The sequence below is a fragment of the Siccirubricoccus deserti genome, assembly GCF_014283215.1.
In the GTDB taxonomy this organism is placed as follows: Bacteria; Pseudomonadota; Alphaproteobacteria; order Acetobacterales; family Acetobacteraceae; genus Siccirubricoccus; species Siccirubricoccus deserti.
On record NZ_JACOMF010000030.1, the window covers coordinates 24,256 to 43,168 of the forward strand.

An 18,913-nucleotide genomic window follows, 5' to 3' on the forward strand; every position below is an offset into this window, starting at 1 on the left:
GGCACAGGCCCCATGCGTCTCCGGCAGGACGCAGAAGAACGCCGAAGCGCAGCGTCCCCGTCATGCGCGGACTTGACCCGCGCCTCCGGTTTCCGGCTCGAAAGCAAGGGGTTGCATGGCCGGGTCACGCCCGGCCATGAGGGGACTGAGTGCGCTTGCGCCCGGCCGCGGGTTCTTCCGCAGCCTGCTATATCAGGAACACGCCCTTCCCGGTATTCTGCTGGTCGAACAGCTTATAGGCCTCCTCTGCCTGGTCCAGCTTCCACTGGTCGGTGAACAGGCTGTCGACGTTCAGCTTCCGGTCGATGATGAACTGCGCGCACTCCGCCTGGCCGACATTGGAGAAGGTCCAGGAGGCGATGACGGTCGCCTGCCGCCGCAGCATGTCGGGCGAGACGTCGATCGTCACCTCGCCGCCCTCGCCGACGAAGCAGCAGGTGCCCCAGACCTTCAGCGCACGGATCGCCTGGATGCGCGCCTGCGGCGAGGAGGAGGTGTCGAGCGTCAGATCGGCACCGAGTCCGTGGGTCAGCTCGCGGATCGCCGCGACGGGATCGACGTTCGAGGGGTTGATCGTCTCCGCCGCGCCGAAGGCCCGGGCGCGTTCCAGCCGCTGCGGCGAGATGTCGAGGGCGATCACCCGCGCGCCCATGGCGGTCGCCAGCTGCGTGGCGGACAGGCCCACCGGCCCCTGGCCGAAGATGGCGAGGGTGTCGTTGCCCGAGACATTCATCCGCCGCAGCGCGCCATAAGCGGTGCCGGTGCCGCAGGAGATGGCGGCGCCCGCGGTGAAGCTCAGTTCCTCGGGCAGCGGCACCAGCGTATTGGCCGGGACGCACATGTAGTTGGCGTGGCCGCCGTGGTTGTTGTTGCCGTAGACCTTCACGCTGGTCTTCTGGCAGAGCTGCTGCCAGCCGGTGCGGCAATGGCCGCAGGTGGTGCAGCCCTGGTAGTGGTGCACCATCACCCGCTGCCCGACCTGCGCCTGGCGCGGATCGACGCCGGGGCCGATGGCGGCGACCACGCCGCAGGGCTCGTGCCCGGCGATCACCGGGCCCTCGGCGGCGGCGAGGCCGTTGTTCTGCCGCACGCCGCGCGGCCGGCGGTAATGCTTCAGGTCGCTGCCGCACATGCCGGAGGCCTTCATCTCCAGCACCACCTCGCCCGCGCCCGGCGTCGGGTCGGGAAAGGTCATGATCTCGAGCTGCCGGTCGCCGGTGAACACCACGCCACGCATCGCGCTTCCTCCAATGGTCTTGCCGCCATGCTAGGCCGAGCCGGCACCGCGCGTGAAGCCCGGGGACCGCCGGCGTCACCCGATGGACGAAGCCGCCGGAGGATGCGCATGGTGCGTCACATGGATGGACGCCTCACCGCACCGCCGCCCTCCGGCCCGCCGCGCCGGCCTGGCAGCAGCACACCCCGCGCACGCCGGCCGCGGCATCGCCACCGCCGGCCGCGGCCGGTGCTGCGCTGGCTGAAGCGCGGGCTCGCCGTGCTGCTGTTGCTGCCGCTGCTGGCCCTGGCCGGCGGCGCCGCGGCGCTGTGGTGGACCCTGCCGGCGACGCAGGAAACGCTGCGCCTGCCCGGCCTCTCGGCTCCGGTCCAGATCGGCTTCGATGCCGCGGGCATCCCTCGCATCGCCGCCGCCATCGAGCGCGACGCCGCCATGGCGCTTGGCCTGCTGCATGCGCGGGACCGGATGTTCCAGATGGAGATGATGCGCCGCGGCGCCACCGGCCGGCTGGCGGAGATCGCCGGTGGCAGCGCGCTGCGCAGCGACCGCTTCACCCGCACCCTCGGCCTGGCACAGCGGGCGACGGCCGACCTCGCCACGCTGCCGGCCGAGACCCACGACCTGCTGGAGGCCTATGCCGAGGGGGTGAACGCCTGGATCGCCGCGCGCGGCCGCTTCGTCGCGCCGGAGTTCCTGCTGCTCGGCGCGCCGGAGCCCTGGCGGCCGGAGCACAGCCTGCTCTGGGGCAAGGTGATGGGCCTCTGGCTCTCGGGCAACTGGCGGCAGGAACTGGACCGCGCCCGGCTCGCCACCCTGCTGCCGCCGGAGCGGCTGGCCGAGCTCTGGCCGGAGGACACCAGCCCCGGCCAGCCCGGTGCCGTCATCCCGGACCAGGGCGCGGCGCTCGACCCCGGGCATCTGGTCCGGCTGGCCGCCGCCCTGCCGCGCTTCCCGGAGCAAGGCACCCTGCCCGCCTCCGCCAGCAACGCCTGGGCGGTGGCGGCGCGGCGCTCCGCCTCCGGCGCGCCGCTGCTGGCGAGCGACCCGCATCTCGGCTTCCAGGCGCCGATCCTGTGGTACCTGGCGCGGATCGACCTGGCCGATGGCGCCATGCTGGCCGGCGCCACCAGCCCTGGCGTGCCGCTGCTGGTGATCGGCCGCAACCGCCACCTCGCCTGGGGCTTCACCACCACCCATTCCGACACCCAGGACGTCTTCGTGGAGCGGCTGGCCGGGCCGGATGCCTACGAGACTCCCGATGGCCCCCGCCCCTTCACAATACGGGAAGAGGTCATCGCGGTGCGCGGCGCCGATCCGGTGGTGCTGCGGGTACGGGAGACGCGGCACGGGCCGGTGGTCTCCGACCTCGATGCCGATCCACCGCGCGACGCGGTGCTGGCGGTCGCCATGGCCAACCTCGCCGCCGGCGACACCGCCGCCGCCGGGCTGCATGCGCTGAACCGGGCGCAATCGGCCGCCGAGGCGCGGGCTGCGGCGGCGCTGATCACCAGCCCGTCGCAGAACCTGACGGTGGCGGATACGGCGGGGCGGATCGCCCTCTATCTCACCGGCCGCACGCCGCTGCGGCGGGCCGGCGACGGCACCCTGCCCGCCCCCGGCTGGGATGGCGGGCATGACTGGACCGGCTGGCTGCCCTTCGACACGCTGCCGCATGTCGAGGACCCGGCCAGCGGCGCGCTGGCCAATGCCAACAACCGGGTGGCGCCGGCGGACCACCCGGCCTTCCTCGGCCGCGACTGGTTCGAGGATTGGCGGTTCCGCCGGATCGGCGAGATGCTCGGCGCCGCGCCGACGCACGACGCCGCCGGCTTCGCCGCCATGCAGCGCGACACCGTCTCCCTGCTGGCGCGGGATGTGCTGGCCCCCGACGGGATGCTGCGCAGCCTGCCGCGGCCGGCCGGCACCGCCGGCACCGCGCTCGACCTGCTGCTGGGCTGGGACGGCGACATCAGGGCAGAGCGGCCGGAGCCGCTGATCCTGAACGCCTTCCTGCGCCAGCTTGGCCGGCGGGCGTTGGCGGCGGGGGGCGTGCCGGCCGGGGCCTGGACCGCACGGAGCGGCTTCCTCCGTCTGGTGCTCGCCCCGGATGGCCGCGGTGCGCCGTGGTGCGACGGCGATTGCCGCGGCCTTGCCGGCCGGGCGCTGGAGGAGGCGGTGGCGGGGCTGGCCGCCGACCTCGGCCCCGATCCGGCGGCCTGGCGCTGGGGGAAGGTGCATGTGGCGCGATTCGAGCACCCGCTGCTGCGGCTGATCCCCTGGCTCGCCGACTGGGCGCGGCTGGAGGCGGCGACCGGCGGCGATGAATGGACCGTCTCGCGCGGTGGAGTCGGCCCGAACGGCTGGGCGCATGTTCATGGCGCCGGGCTGCGGCTGGTGGCCGACCTCGCCGACCCGGACGCCACGCTCGCCAGCATCGCCACCGGCCAGTCGGGCAACCCGCTTTCGGCCCATTGGGGGGATCTGCTGGCGGGCTGGCGCGACGGACGGCCGACCCGGCTGGGACGGCTGCCGGAGGGGGCGGGCGGCCATCTCGCGCTGGTTCCATGAGGGTTTGCTGAACCCGGCGGCAATCCGGCGGTTGATTCCTGCGCCAGACGCCCCGAGACTGAAGACACCAATGCTCCATCGCCCCAACCGCCGGCCACAATTCTTCTACACCACCGCGCCGCTGCCCTGCCCCTACCTGGCTGGCCGGACGGAACGGAAGATCGTGACCGAGTTGACCGGCCCCGAGGCCGAGCCGCTGCACGACCGGCTGTCCCGCGCCGGCTTCCGGCGTAGCCACAACATCGCCTATTCGCCGGTCTGCCCCGGCTGCACCGCCTGCATCCCGATCCGCATCATGGTGCCGCAATTCGAGCCCAACCGGGCACAGCGGAAGCTTGCCCGGATCAACGCCGATGTCGGCGGTTTCGAGATGCCGGCCCGCGCCACAGCCGAGCAGTTCGCCCTGTTCCAGCGCTACCAGCAAGCCCGCCACGGCGACGGCGACATGGCGGCGATGGGCTTCTACGACTACCGCGCCATGGTCGAGGACACGCCGATCACCACCGGCATGATCGAATTCCGCGACCCCGAGGACCGGCTGCTTGGCGCCTGCCTCACCGATTGGCTGAGCGACGGGCTCTCAGCGGTCTACTCCTTCTTCGAGCCGGTGGCGGCGCGGCGCTCGCTCGGCTCCTGGGCGATCCTTTGGCTGATCCAGCGGGCGCGGGCGCTGGCCCTGCCCTATGTCTACCTTGGCTACTGGGTGCCGGAGAGCAACAAGATGGCCTACAAGAGCCGCTTCCGCCCCAGCGAGGTGTTGATCGGCGGCACCTGGCGGGTGCTGCAGGATCCGGAGGCCCCCCCGGCCGCGGAGGCAGCCGCCGTGGCGGTGAAGGAATCCGCAGGCTAGACGGAAAGCGGCGCCGCCGGATTGCAGGCCGCGCCCAGGGGCATTCCGCTAGCGATACGGCATGGCGGCGCGCTGGCGGCGCAGCCTGTCGGGGCCAGACCGAAACGGAACAAATATTAAACTTTTCCCTCCGCCGGGTGGCGCCACCGGCGCCGCGGCGGCACATTGCGGCCATGGCTTTCCGTATCCGCGTGGCGGCGGCGCCCGATGGCGCCCTTACCTACGCCATCCCCGTGCCGCCCGAGGCGCTGCCCGACGTCCCGCCCGGCGAACTGCTCTCCGCCTGGACCCTGGCCCGGCGGGCGGCGGCGCTGCGGCAATGGGGACCACGGCGGGTGCTGGTCTTCCCCCGCCCGGATGGCGCCCGCACCGAGATCGCCATCGCCGACCCCGACGCCGGCTGCTGGGCGGAGGCGATAGACCGCGCCACCGGGCTGGACTCCCTGCCCGGCCTCGCGCTCTGCCTCAGGCTGCTGGCATTGATCGAGTTGCTGACCCGCGCGCGGGCCCTGGCCGGGTTCTTCGACGTGACGGCCGAGGGCATCGACCTGCACCCCTCCCTGCTGGCGGCGGCGGCGACGGTGCCGCTCAACGCCGCGGCGCGGTTCGACGAATCCAGGGTGACCCGGCTATTGTCGCGAACGCTGGCCGATGGCGGTGCCCGTCACCGCATCGCCTGAGGTCGGCGCAGGCTATCCCGGCCGCTGCCGCGGACGGACCTCTCCTGGCGACCCGACCTTCACACCTGCCAAGAAGAACCGCGCATGACCCGCCCGACACCCCGCCCGCTTCCCCCTGTCTGCCTCGCGGTGGTCGCGCTGCTCGGTCTCGTCGCCTGCGGTGGCCGGGACCCGGCGGTCGTTCCCGCCTCTCCGACCTTCGCCGAGCCGCGCCCGGGCGTTGCCACACCGGCCGCGCCTGCCCGGCCCTACGTCGCCCCGGCCCCGGACCAAGCAGTGCGCGACCAGGCGGCGCTGGCCGCCGCCTGCCGGCGGGATGCCGACCGCATCATCACCACCCGCGACCGCGGCCAACTGATGCGGGAGGATGAGCGCGACAGCCGCATCGGCTCCCAGGCCAGCATCTACGCCCAGCGCACCGAGACCGACCGGCTCGGCCGGATCTTCGAGCGTGACCGGATCGCCGCCGACTGCGTGCAGGAGAACACCCGCACCGCACCGCAGCGCTAGGGCCGGGGCCCCCGCGTGGCCCTCGGCTTCGGCGCGCTCGGGCGCGCGCTGTCGCATCGCGACGCCCGTCTGTTTTTCGTCGCATCGGTCGTCTCCTGGACCGGGCTCTGGGTCCACCGCATCGCGGTGACCTGGCTGGCCTGGCAGATGACCGGCAGCGCCTTCTGGGTCGGCATGGTGGCGTTCTGCGACCTGGCGCCGGCCGTGGTGTTCAGCCCCTTTGCCGGGGCCATCGCCGACCGGGTGGACCGGGTGCGGCTGACCATGGTCTCGCAGATGGCCATCGCCGCCCAGGCGGCGACGGTCGGGCTGCTGCTGGCCGCCGGCGAGCTGACCATCGGCCTGCTGCTGGTGCTGGAGGTGTGCTCCGGCATCGCCGCCAGCTTCGCCCAGCCGGCGCGGCAGAGCCTGATGCCGGCGCTGGTGCCGCGGGCCGACCTGCCGGCGGCGGTGGCCTGCAATTCGCTGTGCTTCAACGTCGCGCGCTTCATCGGGCCGGCGATGGCCGGACCGATGATCGCCTGGGGCGGGGTGGTGCCGGCGGTCGCCTTCAACTGCCTGGCCTATCTGATGGCGACCTTCACCATGCCGCTGCTGCGGGTGCCGCCGGCGGAGCGCCGCGGCCATGCGCCGGAGGCAAGCGTGCTGGCCGATACGGTGGCCGGCTTCCGCTACGCCGGACGGCATCCGGGGATCGGCCCGCTGCTGATCTTTGCCGCCGTCGCCAACCTGCTGGTGCGCGGCGTGCAGGAGATCCTACCGCCTTATGTCGACCGGCTGTTCAGCCGCGGCCCCGATGGGCTGGCGATGCTGACGGCGGCGATCGGCATCGGTGCCCTGATCTCCGGGCTGTGGGTGGCGAATCGCGGGCGGCTGACCGGGGTAACGCGGCTGGCGGTCGGGGCGATCGCGGCGCAGGCGGTGTTCACTGTGGCCTTCGTGACCTCACCGTGGTTCCCGCTGGCGCTGGCCTGCGCGGTGCTGATGGGGGCTTCGACCTCGATGCACGGCATCTCGGCACAGACCCTGGTGCAGAGCGCGGCGGATCCGGCGATGCGCGGGCGGGTACTGAGCCTCTGGGGCCTGATCGTGCGGGCCTGCCCGGCGACCGGGGCGCTGGCGCTGGGCGCGGCGGGGGAAGCCTTCGGGCTGAAGGGGCCGACGATCGTGGCGATGTGCCTGGCGCTGTTGGTAGTGGGCTGGGGGATCACCCGGATGCCGGTGATGGTGCGGGAGCTGGAGGGGGCGGCGCCCGCGCGAAGGCGAGGGCAAGAGTAGCATCGATATTCTGTTTCGAGACAGTGGCCGAGGATCAGATGAAGACGGAGTATCGCGCCCCGCAGGTTGAATTTTCATTCTAATCTTGGAAGAAGATGCGGATGACCGCTTTGTGGGTGCCATGGATGCTGCCGCTCTGGCCACAGTTTGATCTGGCGACTGATTCCCTCGGGCGTGACTACCCGAGACGGGATAGCTGAAGTAGGTGTGCCCGCAGGCGTCGGACCGGGTTCAGCCCTGGCCGGTGGGCTGGAGCGGCAGGTGGATCACTACCTCAAAGCCGTCCGGGCATCACTGGCATTGTCATCCACGCTGTATAGGGCAGAGGTTGAGGTAGTTCATCTAAAGACCACGCAGGACCACCGATAGAAAATGATCAAGCTGCTTTTCATCGACCTTGAAATCAGAACGATGACGCGCCTTCGCTTCCTTGACGATATCACCGCAGAACAATTCATTCCAAACTAGGCCACGCATTGCGCATAGACCAAAGAAAAAACTATCCCCAAACCAATGCGGTGTAATGGAAATTACCGATGAACCTTTCGAACCAAATAGAATATTGGTGAAATCACTTCCAAGAACCCCACAAAAGACACCACCCCTCCTCCAATGCGCAACCTGGGAAATGAAATCCTCTTCAGCAAGCTTTTTTAAAGTAAATCCGTTAGAATGAATTAAATTTCGTATCGAATCCGCGTTGACCATACCCCTGCCATATTGTTCTGGACGATCAATATAGATTCGATTCAAGGAGCATTTATTTTCATTTTCTTCAGAACATGAGATACTTTTGTACTCCTTGTCCGGCGCATCAAAGACCTCCAAGGCGGCGGGATGAAGAATTGGACCGCGATGTATCGCATTGATAAAGACGGCGTTTTTGATTAGGTAATTCTTCTCGCGGTCGATCTGGATGACCTGTTCCGGTCGCAGGCCAAGTGCGAAGGCGGCCTGGCCGAAATTGCGGAATCGTCCGGATCCAAAATAGGATCTTGGCAGCGCCACCTTACCATTCGGAACCGCCTTCACGAATATCAGGCATTTCGGCAGTATCTGAGCCAACCAATGCCCCCAGGTGCCACTACCAAAGTTGTTCGCGAGTAGGACGCATTCGTCATCGGCTACTGTAAAGTCGGCCTCGTCGGGCTTCCCCGCAAATCTTGAGGCGGCGGTGCGAAGCCGGTCCGCCAAGCCGGATATTGCGACAAGATCATTTGCCGTGGAGATAAAATTATCGACGATGAATCGACCATCTTTTATCACAATTTTTTCGTTATGGAGAATGACATTCTTTACAATGCACATTTGAATTGGATCGAATTTAGAAAATATTTCTCTGTCGACTCTGCGAATATTGGAATTTTTAGCATTACTTACGTGCCCCAATATGGGCTTTACCATGACATCCCCAGCCGGATGGAGGAGGATTTTGTCGTCAGCGATGATCGAATCATTCGCAGTGACGAGCTGAACAGGCAAAGTTCCAGGATGGATATGTCCCATATAGGCATGATATCGATTTCCTTCGGCTATCGCACTAATTTGTTATCCGGAAAATTCCGCGGCTAACGGCATACACTTCAACGCATGGACCCGCTGCCCGGTGAACTGACGCCTGGGCCCGGGGAGGCGCCTGCCTCCTCAGTGGGAGGGTTCCGGGGGTAAAGCCCCCCTGGACCACCCCTCCGCCGCACAGCATGCTTCCCCCACATACCCAGGAACCAATCAGGATGCTGAACGCGGCAATCATAGGCATGGGCCGCTGGGGCCGCGTGCTGGTCGAGAGCGTGCAACGCAGGAACGACGCCGGGCTGCGCTTCGTCGCCGGCACCACCCGCACCCTGGCCAAGGCCGAGGGCTGGGCCGCCGAGCAGGGCATCCGCCTGCTGCCGGATTACGAGGCGGTGCTGGCGAACCCCGAGGTGCAGGCCGTGGTCCTCGCCACCCCGCATTCCCAGCACGCCGAGCAGATCATCGCCGCGGCGAAACTGGGAAAACATGTCTTCGTCGAGAAACCCTTCACCCTGAACCGCGCCAGCGCCGAAGCCGCGGTCACCGCCTGCCGCGCCGCCGGAGTGGTGCTGGCGCTCGGCCACAACCGCCGCTTCCTGCCGGCGACGCTCGCGATGAAGCGGCTGCTGGCGGAGGATGCGCTCGGCACCGTGCTGCATGCGGAGGGCCATATCAGCGGCCCCGGCGCCTTCGAATGGCAGCCCGGCATGTGGCGCGCGGACCGTGAGGAAAGCCCGCTCGGCGGCATGGGTGCCATGGGCATCCACATGATCGACATGCTGATCAACCTGATGGGGCCAATCGCGGAGGTTTCGGTGCAGTCCTTCGCCCGGGTCTCGACCCATGTGGACGACACCACGGCGATGCTGGCACGCTTCGCCTCCGGCGCCACCTGCAGCTTCGCCACCCTGTCGCTCGCGCCGCGCTACTGGCGTGTGGCGCTGTTCGGCACCAAGGCGCTGGTGGAGATGCAGGGGCAGGAGCGGCTGGTCTTCACCCCGGTCACCGGCCAAGGCTGGACGAAGGATTTCCCGAAGACCGACATCGAGGCGGCGGAGCTTGCCGCCTTCGCCGCCGCGGCGGCCGGCGGCCCGGCCTACCCGCTGCCGCTGGAGCAGGCGGTCCACGGCATCACGGTGTTCGAGACGATGATCGGCGCCGCCGCGGCGGGCAGCCGCTATGCGGTGCCGTGATCACCAAGGCCCGCGGGTGTTTCCACCCCGGGCAATCGCGGGCTAGAAGCGTCGATCCGCAATGGAGGAGTTCCAACGATGGCCAAGATCACCCGCCAGGGCAGCAACGCCATTCTTTCGAGCGCGGTCGAGTACCACAACTTCGTCTTCCTGGCCGGGATGACGGCCGACGACCTCAGCCTCGACATCACCGGCCAGACCAGGCAGGTGCTCGAGAAGATCAGCGCCGCGCTGGAGGCCAATGGCACCGACAACACAAGGCTGCTGAGCGCGCAGATCTGGCTGAAGGACATCCGCGACCGTGACGCCATGAACAAGGTATGGGTGGAATGGCTGGGCGATGCCGGCCGCCCGGCGCGCGCCTGCGTCGAGGCCAACATGGCCGACCCTCGCCATCGGGTCGAGATCATGGTCAACGCCTGCCGTTGATCGCCTGCCGCCGCGGCGGGTGGCGCCCGCATCCGGATGCGATGCGCCGCGGCCTTGCGGCACGGTCTGAGCCGCGCGGGCCAGGCTGAAGGCTGCGGCGCCCGGAACCGTCCGCAATCCCGCTCTGGCGAAGGCGCCCGCCGCCTGCGCCCGTCGAGGGACCGGCCATGGCATCGCCAACCCAGGTGAGGCGCCGCCAAGCTTCCGATGTGAACTCCTGCGAGAAATACTGCGTTAATGCTTTTCTCGCAGGTTGCATCAACTTGGACCGGCGAATCCTCACGGTTGCGTGTACAGATCGATCTCCAGTGTGACATTCCTGCAAGCACACCGTGGCTTCGTTCAATTTTGCGACAGACCCTAGGAGTATAGTCGGCTCCCTAGTCTGCAACCCCAGGCCGAACCAACGAATCACGCGCCGTTGCCGCTTGTTTCACCGCCCAGGATTGCCGCCTCCCGCACCGGCTTGTTACGCCGGATTTCAGCGGCGCGCTCACGACGCCGCGAAGGGTGGCATGAAGGATGGCGACACCATGCGGGTGAAGGGAGCAGCCCTGGCATTCTGTGTCCTGATCGGCGCCACGGCGCCCGGCGCCAAAGCCGCCCCAGAGCAATCCGGTTCCACCAAAGCAGAACGCGCCGCGGCCCAGCGGCAGCACCGCGCCACGACGCCACGGACCGCCGCCCGTCCGGCGGCCCGGGCCATGCTGCATCGGGTCTCCCACCGCCCGCCGCACACCACGGCCACCTACGCCGGCATCTCCTGCGTGCCCTACGCCCGCGCCGTCTCTGGCATCCAGGTCACCGGCAATGGGGGGCAATGGTGGCACAATGCCGCCGGCCTCTATGCCCGTAGTCAGCGGCCGGAACCCGGCGCGGTGATGGCCTTCCGCTCCTCCGGCGGCATGTCGCGCGGTCATGTCGCGGTGGTGCGCCAGATCCTCGGCCCGCGCGAGCTGCTGATCGATCATGCGAATTGGGCCGGCCCCGGCATCCGCCGCGGCAGCATCATGCAGAATGTCATGGTGGTGGACGTCTCCGACCGCAATGACTGGACTGCGGTGAAGGTGCAGGTCGGTCACGACCAGAGCAGCTTCGGCCGCACCTACCCGATCTACGGCTTCATCCACAATCGCCCCGACACCGAGACGGTCTTCGCCGGCCTGCCCTCCCGCCGCACCGACCGCTTCGAGCAGGTGGCGGAGATGCCGGATGCGGCGCCGCGGACAGCGCGCGCCGAGGCGGCCCGCCTCCGCTGATCCGGCGCCGCAGCGCATCGCGCTACGGCACAGCGTCAGGGCTTGCGTCAGGCTGCCGGCATGGCAGCCTTGCACCATGACCTGGTCCATCCTGGCGCGCGATGCCACCACCGGCGAGCTTGGCGTCGCCGTCGCCACCTGCTTCTTCGCGGTCGGCGCGATCTGCCCAAGGGTCGAGGGCGAGGTCGGCGCCGTCGCCACCCAGGCGCTCGTCAACCCGCTGCTCGCCCCCCGCGGTCTCGACCTTCTGCGGGCCGGGGAGGCACCACAGGCGGCGCTGGAGGCGGTGCTCGCCACCGATGCCGGGCGCGACCACCGGCAGCTTCACCTGCTCTCGGCCGATGGCCGCATCGCCCAGCACACCGGCGCCGCCTGCGTCGAGTGGTGCGGCGCGGTGCAGGGCCCGGATGTCTCGGTCGCCGGCAACATGCTGGCCGGGCCGGAGGTGGTCGTGGCGACGCGGGATGCCTTCCTCGCCAGCGCCGGCCAGCCCCTCGCCCTCCGGCTCATCAGCGCGCTCGAGGCGGGCGAGGCGGCGGGTGGCGACAGGCGCGGCAAGCAGGCCGCAGCCTTGCAGGTGGCCAGCCGCGACCCATACCCCGACCTCGACATCCGCACCGACGACCACCCGGACCCGCTGGCCGAGCTGCGCCGGCTGCACGCGGTGGCACAACGGCATTTCGTGCATTTCCGCCGCTTCCTGCCCGGCCGCGACCACCCGGGCGTGTTCGACCGGGTGGTGCTGGAGCGGCTGGTCGAAGCCGCCATGACGGAGGCGAAGGCGCCTTGAGCGTCCCGACCGGCAAGCCGATCGCCAACGCCACGCCCAGCCGGTGCCGCAGCGCCGGTCCATCTCCGCCCTACCCCGGCTGGCCCTTCTTATGCGCCACCAACGCCATCAACCGGCGGTCGCGCCAGCCGCTGCGGTCCTCGATGCCGGCCAGCGGCAGCGCCGCGCGGCGCTCGGCGGTCACCGCCTCCACCGTCGGGGCGTCGTAGTCGTAGGGCGTCTGCTCCTCGGTGATGCCGCCCATCAGCGGGCCGAAGCGGCCGACGTAATCCGCGACGCCGCCGGGGGCGTTGAGGTCGATGGTCTCGAACGGCCCCATGAAGGACCAGCGCAGGCCGAGCCCGTCCTTCACGCAGCGGTCGACATCCTCGGCCGACATCACCCCGTCCCGCACCATGCGGAAGGCTTCCGCCACCAGCGCCGCCTGCAACCGGTTGAGCACGAAGCCCCTGGTTTCCTTGAAGGCGGTCACCGGCACCTGGCCGACCCGCTCCATCAGCGCGCGGGTGCGCGCCACCACCGCGGGATCGGTCCAGGGTGCGCCGACCAGCTCCACCAGCGGCACCAGATAGGGCGGATTCACAGGATGGGCGACGAGGCAGCGGCCGCGGCCGGGCAGGTTGCCGGTGAACTCGCTGGCCGGGATGCCGCTGGTGCTGCTGGCCAGCACCACCTCCGGCGGGCAAAGCCGGTCCAGCTCGGCGAACAGCTCCTGCTTCGGGGCCAGGCGCTCCGGCCCGTTCTCCTGCACATGGATGGCGCCGGCGACGCATTCCGCCAGGGTGGCGGCCGGGGTGATGCGGGCAAGGATCGCCGCCGGCGCCTCGCTCACCAGCCCTGCGGCGTGCAAATCGGCCAGCCGGTCGCGGATGATGCCCAAGGCGCCCTCCGCCACCCCCGGCACCTTGTCCCACAGGGCGACGGCAAGCCCGGCCCGGGCAAAGACCATCGACCAGGCCCGGCCGATCAGCCCCGCCCCTACTACCGCGATGCGCTCCATTCCCGCTCCCTCCCCCGATTGTCACGTTCCGTTGCATGCCCCCCGCTTGATCGGGGCCGTCCGGGCGGCGATCTAACGGTGCGTGACCGAGCAACGCAACGTGACCCCTGCCGCCGAGCCGCCGCCACTCCATACCCCGCTGGTCTGGGCCTGGGGCGGCGCGCTGTTGACCGCGACACTGTGGCTCACCGGCATGATCGCGGTCGTGCAAAGCTTCATTAGCTGGTTCAACTGATGCCGCAGCGCATCCTCGGTGCCTGGATCGGCCTGCGGGGCCGCTGGCGCGGCTACGGCCTGCCGATCTTCGCCTCGCCCTTGCTGCTCTCCGCGCTGATCGGGGCGATCGGTGGGGAGGACCGCATCGTTCTCGGCAGTTGCCTCGGCTTCGGGCTGACACTGCTGGCCGCCCGGGTGCTGCGCCGCGGGCGCCGCGGCGACATCGACCGGGCCGCCTGGCTGGTGGCGGCGGCAACCTGGCTGGCGGCGCATTTCGCCGCGAAGCTCGGCATCTGGTTCCCCTTCGTCCTCGCCCTCGGTGCCTTGTTCGGCACCCGTATGATGTACCGGGCGCTGCCCGAGGCCGCCCTGCCCCCGCCGCCCGCACCTCCGCCGCCGCCGCCCGGCCCGATCGAGGAGAGCCGCGCCCGTCTTGCCCGCATCGAGGCGACGGCGCAGCGGCTGGCCGACCCACGCCTGCAGGGCGTCGCCGCATCCATGGAGGCGGTGCTGGACGATCTCGACGCCCATCCCGACCGGCTGCCCCGCGCCCGCCGCTTTCTCGCCGTGCATCTGGACGGTTTGGAGCGCATCGCCGGGCGGCTGGAAGCCGGCGCCACCCCGCCCGCTACGCTGACCCCGCTGCTCGAGGAGCTGTCCCGCACCGCGGGGGAACTCCGCGAACGGCTGCGGCGTGAGGAGAGCGAGGCGCTGGAGATCCAGGTGAAGGTCCTGTCGGACCGGCTGCGCGAGGAAGGCTTCCAATGAGCACGACGACCAACGTGACCCCGGCCACCGAGAACGCCGCCGCGGTGCGCGACGCCACCGCCGCCAGCCTGGAAGCCGCGGTGGAGCAGCTGCCGGAAACCCGCCGCGCCGAGGTCGAGGCGCTGGCGGCGCGGCTCGACATCAGTGACCCCGGCAACATCCTCCGCTTCGGCCAGGATGCGCAGAACCGCGCCACCGCCGCCGCCGACGCGATGCTGGAAGGCGCCCGCAACCGGGAGGCGGGGGAGGCCGGCGTCACCCTCTCCTCGCTCATCGGCACCTTGCGCGGCTTCGACATGTCGGGGCTCGGCGAGAAGCCCAGTTTCTTCGCCCGCATCTTCAGCCGTTCCGGCGCCGAGGTGGCGAAGGTCGTCCAGCGCTACGAAACCATCAAGGGCCAGGTGGAGGCGGTCGGCGACCGGCTCGACACCCACCGCACCCGGCTGCTGGAGGATGTCGAGAAGCTGGAACGCCTCTACGGCGCCACGCTGGAGTGGTTCCACGCCCTCGGCGACCACATCGCCGCCGGCGACGTGGTGCTGCAACGTGTGGAACAGCAGGCGATCCCGGCGCTGGCGCGCGAGGTGGAAGGCGGCGACAGCGTCGCGGCGCAGCGGCTGCGCGACCTGCGCAGCGCCCGCGACGAGCTGGAACGGCGGGTGCACGATCTGCGCCTGACCCGGCAGGTGGCGATGCAGGCGCTGCCCTCCATCCGGCTGATCCAGGAGAACGACAAGGCGCTGGCGGCGAAGATCCAGAGCGTCATCGCCAACACCGTGCCGCTCTGGCGCCAGCAGCTGGCCCAGGCGCTGGCGATCTCCCGCATGCGGGATGCCGGGCGGACGCTGAAGGAAGCGACCGACCTGACCAACGAGCTGCTGACCGCCAATGCCGAGCGGCTGCGCCAGGGCAATCTGGAAGCGCGCACCCAGCTGGAACGCGGCGTCTTCGACATCGAGGCGGTGAAGAAGGCCAATGCATCGCTGGTGGCGACCATCGAGGACAGCCTGCGCATCGCCACCGACGCCCAGGCCCAGCGCGCCAGCGCGACCAAGGAACTGGAGAAGGCCGAGGCGGAAATCCGCCGGGCGTTGACGGCGGCGCGGGCGACGCGGCCGGTGGAACGGCGGCCTATGTAGCAGGGGCTTTGCCCCTGCACCCCAACAGGGAGACAAGCGTCTCCTCGGGCCCGGCTTGAGGCAGGGTTCCAGCGGTTCAACCCGCCGACCCACGGCGGGGTCCGGGGACGAGCTTCGTCCCCGGTGGGGGTTCGGGGGCAAAGCCCCTGGTCTCGTCTTCCCGCCTACTGCAACGCCACCCCGACCCCTTCGCCGAACCGCCGCGCGGCTTCCAGGATATCGCCGTATTTCCTGTGTCCGGCGCAATGCTGGGTACAGGCCAGGAGCAGCCGGTCGCGTTGTGGGCTGCGGTTCTTGGCGAAATCCTCCAGCATGTTCTGCGGGATTTCCTGGTTGTGCGGGTCGTTACCGATCTTGCAGGAGGCGACGGCCAGCGCCTGCACCAGCGGTGCCCGATCGGCGATGTTGTCCAGATAGGCCTGCACCCAGCCTTGCGCCTCGTCGGTCTGCTGCAGGCAGATCGCCTGGTCGATGCGCGCCAACAGCTCCGGTTTGCTCAGCCGGTCGGCGCCGGCGGGTGCCGGCACCGGGCGCGGGATCATCTCCCCGGTGTGCTTTTGATGGTGCGCGGTCATCGAGATGAACTCCGCCGCGACATACAGCAGCCGCAGCCGCCGCGGGTGATCGAAATTGTCGAAGAACCAGCCGAGCGCGTTGCAGTACTCGTAGCAGTGCATCGGCATGGAGAAATTATTCGGATCGTGCGTGTCGATGGTGAGCTGCGCCGCGGCGATCTGCATCGCATCGATGATCCGGCGGGGATCCTTGCCGGCTCGCAGCAGCAGGGTGACCGCCCTGGTGTTCTCCGGCTCCGCGCCATGCAGCAGCGTGCGGATCAGCGCCTCCTCCTCCTCGCGGCTTAGCGGCGCGGCGTTGCGCAGCATCGCGCTCTCGGCCTCGGAGACGCCGCCATAGGGGATGGCGCGCAGGGTCTGGCCTTCGATGTCGGTCTTGATGGTGTTGCACGCCATCTCATAGACCGAGTACCAGCGCGGCCCGACCGCGATGTCGAGCGCCCCGGCGTAGATCACCTGATGCGCATTGTCCCAGCCCAGCGCATCGCCAAGCTCGACCGTCGCGCGGGCGCGATAGCCCTTGTGCCCGGTGGTGTAGGAGCGGTTGAGGTACATCCGGTCCTGCACATCGATCATGCCGGCGAAGACCAGCTCGGCCAGCACCTCGCGCCGGTTCGCCTTGTCTTCCATCAGCCCGAGGAAGCTCCGGTAGGCTTCCATCACCTGCCCGCGATGTACCTGGGTCATCCAGTGGCCCAGCCGCTCCTTCAGCGGCCCTGCCTCGCGCAGCGGCTCGCTGTCCGGCCAGTAGATCGCCGGCGCCGGCGGGTTCTCGATCTTGCCCTCATACGCGCGGGTATAGTGGCCCGGCGCCTTGCCGATCTTCTGGTTCCAGACATCAAGCCCGGTCGGGATGTACCAGATGGTCTGCGCCATCGGCAGCATCGCCAAGGTCTCCGGCACCATCCGCGTCAGGTTGATGGTGGCCCGGGCGCTGAGCAGGCAATGGTCGTTGTTGACGAAGTTCACATAGCCATCGTCGATGCGCTCGTGATACGGCACATGGGTATAGGGCGCGTGGATGCGCACTGCCTCGGCGAGGATCTCGTTCAGCGGACGGCCCGCCTTCACCACCTCGTAGAAGGCCTGGCTGGCGCCGACCTGGTCGCGCGCGAGCATGCGCTCCTCCATCCGGTCGTACAGCGGCGCTGCGGCGTTGTTGGTGCGAGCCTGGCTGTGCGTGGGCATGGTGCCGAGCTTCCTCCCTTGCTTCGATCCTGGACGGGTTCGTGGCCGCTGTTCAGGGCAGACCGAAGACTAGGCGCATGTTCCCGCCCGCCGCAACGCCTGGGGTACAGCCGGTCCGATCCCATTGCCCGGCGCCGCGGTGCCGGCCCGTCCACCTCCGCAACAACCCACCAGGAGGACCCGCACCTGCCCGGCCCGCCGCAGCATCCTCAGCGCCACCATCGGCGCGCTCGGCCCTCCCCTGCCCAACCGGGACTGCCGCGCTTCACGGCATCCGGCCTTCCTGGCGTGTCGGCGGAGGCCCTCGGGAGGATGCTCGGACCAGCCGCGGTGCCGGCACCGGTCATCGCACGCTTCCATGCCGCGCTGGCCGATCCCGCCATGAATCAGCGGCTGGACACCGGCCAGGGCGCCGACATCTTCGCCTCCTCGCCCACCGCCATCGGCGACTTCCCGGCGGCGCAGGCGGCGATACGGGGCAGGTCGAGCGCGAGCGGAACATCCGCGGGGATTCGCGCTGGATGGCCACCGCACCCCGCTTGACCCGCGTCGCCCGCCGCTGTCCCATGCGGACCCGATTGATCCGTGAGGAGGAAGCCATGCGCGCCTGGGCCGTCGTCGAGACCGGCAAGCCCCTGCAGGAACTCGAGATGCCGACGCCGGAGCCGACCGGTGCGCAGGTCCTGCTCGAAGTCACCCATGCCGGTGTCTGCCATTCCGACCTGCATATCTGGGAGGGCGAGTACGACCTCGGCAGCCGCGGCAAGATGCGGCTGACCGACCGTGGCGTGGTGCTGCCGCTGGCGATGGGGCATGAGATCGTCGGCCGCGTCGTCAAGCTGGGCCCGGATGCGGCGAACCAGGGCAGCAAGGTCGGCGACCTGCGCGTGGTCTACCCTTGGGTCGGTTGCGGCAAATGCGCCACCTGCCAGCGCGACGAGGAGAACATGTGCCTGACGCCGCGCTCGCTCGGCGTCTACCAGAATGGCGGCTATGCGACGCATGTGCTGGCGACGCATGTGAAGCACCTGATCGACATCGAGGGTGTCGACCCGGCGCTGGCGGCAACCTACGCCTGCTCTGGCGTGACCGTCTATTCGGCGATCAACAAGCTGATGCCGCTCGACCCGAATGAGGCGATCGTGCTGGTCGGCGCCGGCGGGCTGGGGCTCAATGCCATCGCCATCCTGAAGGCGCTCGGCCACCGCAACATCGTCGTCGTCGACGTCGACGAGAAGAAGCTTGCCGCGGCGAAGGAGCAGGGCGCGACGCAGACGGTGCTGGCATCCAAGGAAGGCACCGCCCAGCGCATCGTCGAGGCAGCCGGCGGTCCGGCCGCCGGTGTCATCGACCTGGTGAACGGCACGGAAACCGCGCGCTTCGCCTTCGACGCGCTGCGCAAGGGCGGGAAGCTGGTGCAGGTCGGACTATTCGGTGGCGAGATGAACATCCCGCTGCCGCTGATGCCGATCCGCGCCCTGACCATCCAGGGCAGCTACGTCGGCAATGTGAAGGAGCTGCGGGCGCTGATCGACATCGCCAAGCAGGGCAAGATCCCCGGCATCCCGGTGGAGACCCAGCCGCAGAACCAGGCGGATGCGGTGCTGAACCGGCTGAAGAACGGCCAGATCACCGGGCGGGTGGTGCTGGTCGGCGCGGCGGCCTGAGGCGAAGTGCGGCGTGATGGATGGCCGCGCCGCTCAATGGTTGCGCCGTTC

18 protein-coding genes are annotated in these 18,913 nt (G+C 69.4%); 14 read left to right on the forward strand and 4 right to left on the reverse strand.

Going from position 1 to position 18,913, the window contains the following annotated elements; translation table 11 throughout:
- Positions 1–187: 187 nt before the first annotated feature.
- Positions 188–1,237 (reverse strand): zinc-dependent alcohol dehydrogenase family protein, encoded by a 1,050-nt coding sequence (locus H7965_RS19670; RefSeq protein ID WP_186772293.1) that lies wholly within the window; start codon positions 1,235–1,237, stop codon positions 188–190.
- Between the two features lie 120 nt (positions 1,238–1,357).
- Between H7965_RS19670 and H7965_RS19675 the strand changes: the two genes are divergently transcribed.
- The 5 genes from H7965_RS19675 to H7965_RS19695 all read left to right on the forward strand — a co-directional run bounded on the left by H7965_RS19675 (position 1,358) and on the right by H7965_RS19695 (position 7,123).
- Entirely contained in the window at positions 1,358–3,805 is a 2,448-nt protein-coding gene (locus H7965_RS19675) for a penicillin acylase family protein (protein ID WP_186772294.1), read from the forward strand.
- 70 nt (positions 3,806–3,875) lie between these two features.
- On the forward strand, positions 3,876–4,655 hold the full coding sequence (locus H7965_RS19680; RefSeq protein ID WP_186772295.1) for an arginyltransferase: 780 nt from the start codon (positions 3,876–3,878) through the stop codon (positions 4,653–4,655).
- A gap of 173 nt (positions 4,656–4,828) precedes the next feature.
- Positions 4,829–5,335, forward strand: coding sequence for a hypothetical protein (locus H7965_RS19685; protein WP_229682710.1), 507 nt, complete (start codon positions 4,829–4,831; stop codon positions 5,333–5,335).
- Between the two features lie 84 nt (positions 5,336–5,419).
- Positions 5,420–5,845 (forward strand): hypothetical protein, encoded by a 426-nt coding sequence (locus tag H7965_RS19690; protein ID WP_186772296.1) that lies wholly within the window; start codon positions 5,420–5,422, stop codon positions 5,843–5,845.
- A gap of 15 nt (positions 5,846–5,860) precedes the next feature.
- A complete protein-coding gene (locus H7965_RS19695) occupies positions 5,861–7,123 on the forward strand; it encodes an MFS transporter (protein ID WP_229682709.1) in 1,263 nt (420 codons plus the stop codon).
- A 342-nt stretch (positions 7,124–7,465) separates the two neighbouring features.
- On the opposite strand, the gene H7965_RS19700 is transcribed toward H7965_RS19695, so the two are convergent.
- The gene (locus H7965_RS19700) at positions 7,466–8,629 is read right to left on the reverse strand and encodes a glycosyltransferase family 61 protein (RefSeq protein WP_186772297.1); all 1,164 of its coding nucleotides are present in this window, start codon (positions 8,627–8,629) and stop codon (positions 7,466–7,468) included.
- A 227-nt stretch (positions 8,630–8,856) separates the two neighbouring features.
- Between H7965_RS19700 and H7965_RS19705 the strand changes: the two genes are divergently transcribed.
- From H7965_RS19705 to H7965_RS19720, 4 genes are all read left to right on the forward strand, one after another.
- A complete protein-coding gene (locus H7965_RS19705) occupies positions 8,857–9,831 on the forward strand; it encodes a Gfo/Idh/MocA family protein (RefSeq protein ID WP_186772298.1) in 975 nt (324 codons plus the stop codon).
- Positions 9,832–9,909: 78 nt separating this feature from the next.
- On the forward strand, positions 9,910–10,260 hold the full coding sequence (locus H7965_RS19710) for a RidA family protein (protein WP_186772299.1): 351 nt from the start codon (positions 9,910–9,912) through the stop codon (positions 10,258–10,260).
- Between the two features lie 515 nt (positions 10,261–10,775).
- Positions 10,776–11,519 (forward strand): CHAP domain-containing protein, encoded by a 744-nt coding sequence (locus tag H7965_RS19715; protein ID WP_229682708.1) that lies wholly within the window; start codon positions 10,776–10,778, stop codon positions 11,517–11,519.
- A gap of 76 nt (positions 11,520–11,595) precedes the next feature.
- On the forward strand, positions 11,596–12,309 hold the full coding sequence (locus H7965_RS19720; RefSeq protein WP_186772300.1) for a DUF1028 domain-containing protein: 714 nt from the start codon (positions 11,596–11,598) through the stop codon (positions 12,307–12,309).
- 70 nt (positions 12,310–12,379) lie between these two features.
- Here the strand turns inward: H7965_RS19720 and H7965_RS19725 are convergent, their stop codons facing one another.
- Complete coding sequence (locus H7965_RS19725; RefSeq protein ID WP_186772301.1) at positions 12,380–13,309, reverse strand: 3-hydroxyacyl-CoA dehydrogenase; 930 nt, start codon at positions 13,307–13,309, stop codon at positions 12,380–12,382.
- 82 nt (positions 13,310–13,391) lie between these two features.
- Between H7965_RS19725 and H7965_RS19730 the strand changes: the two genes are divergently transcribed.
- The 3 genes from H7965_RS19730 to H7965_RS19740 are packed head-to-tail and all read left to right on the forward strand — an operon-like array spanning position 13,392 to position 15,432.
- Positions 13,392–13,544 carry a hypothetical protein gene (locus H7965_RS19730; protein WP_186772302.1) on the forward strand — a complete coding sequence of 51 codons (153 nt, stop codon included), beginning with the start codon at positions 13,392–13,394 and terminating at the stop codon, positions 13,542–13,544.
- Positions 13,544–14,293, forward strand: a complete 750-nt coding sequence (locus tag H7965_RS19735; protein WP_186772303.1) for a hypothetical protein — start codon at positions 13,544–13,546, stop codon at positions 14,291–14,293. Before H7965_RS19730 ends, H7965_RS19735 begins: the two co-directional genes overlap by 1 nt.
- Complete coding sequence (locus H7965_RS19740) at positions 14,290–15,432, forward strand: toxic anion resistance protein (protein WP_186772304.1); 1,143 nt, start codon at positions 14,290–14,292, stop codon at positions 15,430–15,432. The genes H7965_RS19735 and H7965_RS19740 overlap by 4 nt, the downstream gene beginning before the upstream one ends.
- A 164-nt stretch (positions 15,433–15,596) precedes the next feature.
- Here H7965_RS19740 and H7965_RS19745 read toward each other — a convergent pair whose 3' ends face one another.
- Complete coding sequence (locus tag H7965_RS19745; RefSeq protein WP_186772305.1) at positions 15,597–17,195, reverse strand: hypothetical protein; 1,599 nt, start codon at positions 17,193–17,195, stop codon at positions 15,597–15,599.
- A gap of 312 nt (positions 17,196–17,507) precedes the next feature.
- Between H7965_RS19745 and H7965_RS19750 the strand changes: the two genes are divergently transcribed.
- Positions 17,508–17,738, forward strand: coding sequence for a hypothetical protein (locus H7965_RS19750; protein WP_186772306.1), 231 nt, complete (start codon positions 17,508–17,510; stop codon positions 17,736–17,738).
- Between the two features lie 56 nt (positions 17,739–17,794).
- Positions 17,795–18,862: an alcohol dehydrogenase gene (locus tag H7965_RS19755; RefSeq protein ID WP_186772307.1), complete on the forward strand. Its 1,068-nt coding sequence runs from the start codon at positions 17,795–17,797 to the stop codon at positions 18,860–18,862.
- The last annotated feature ends 51 nt before the right edge of the window (positions 18,863–18,913 follow it).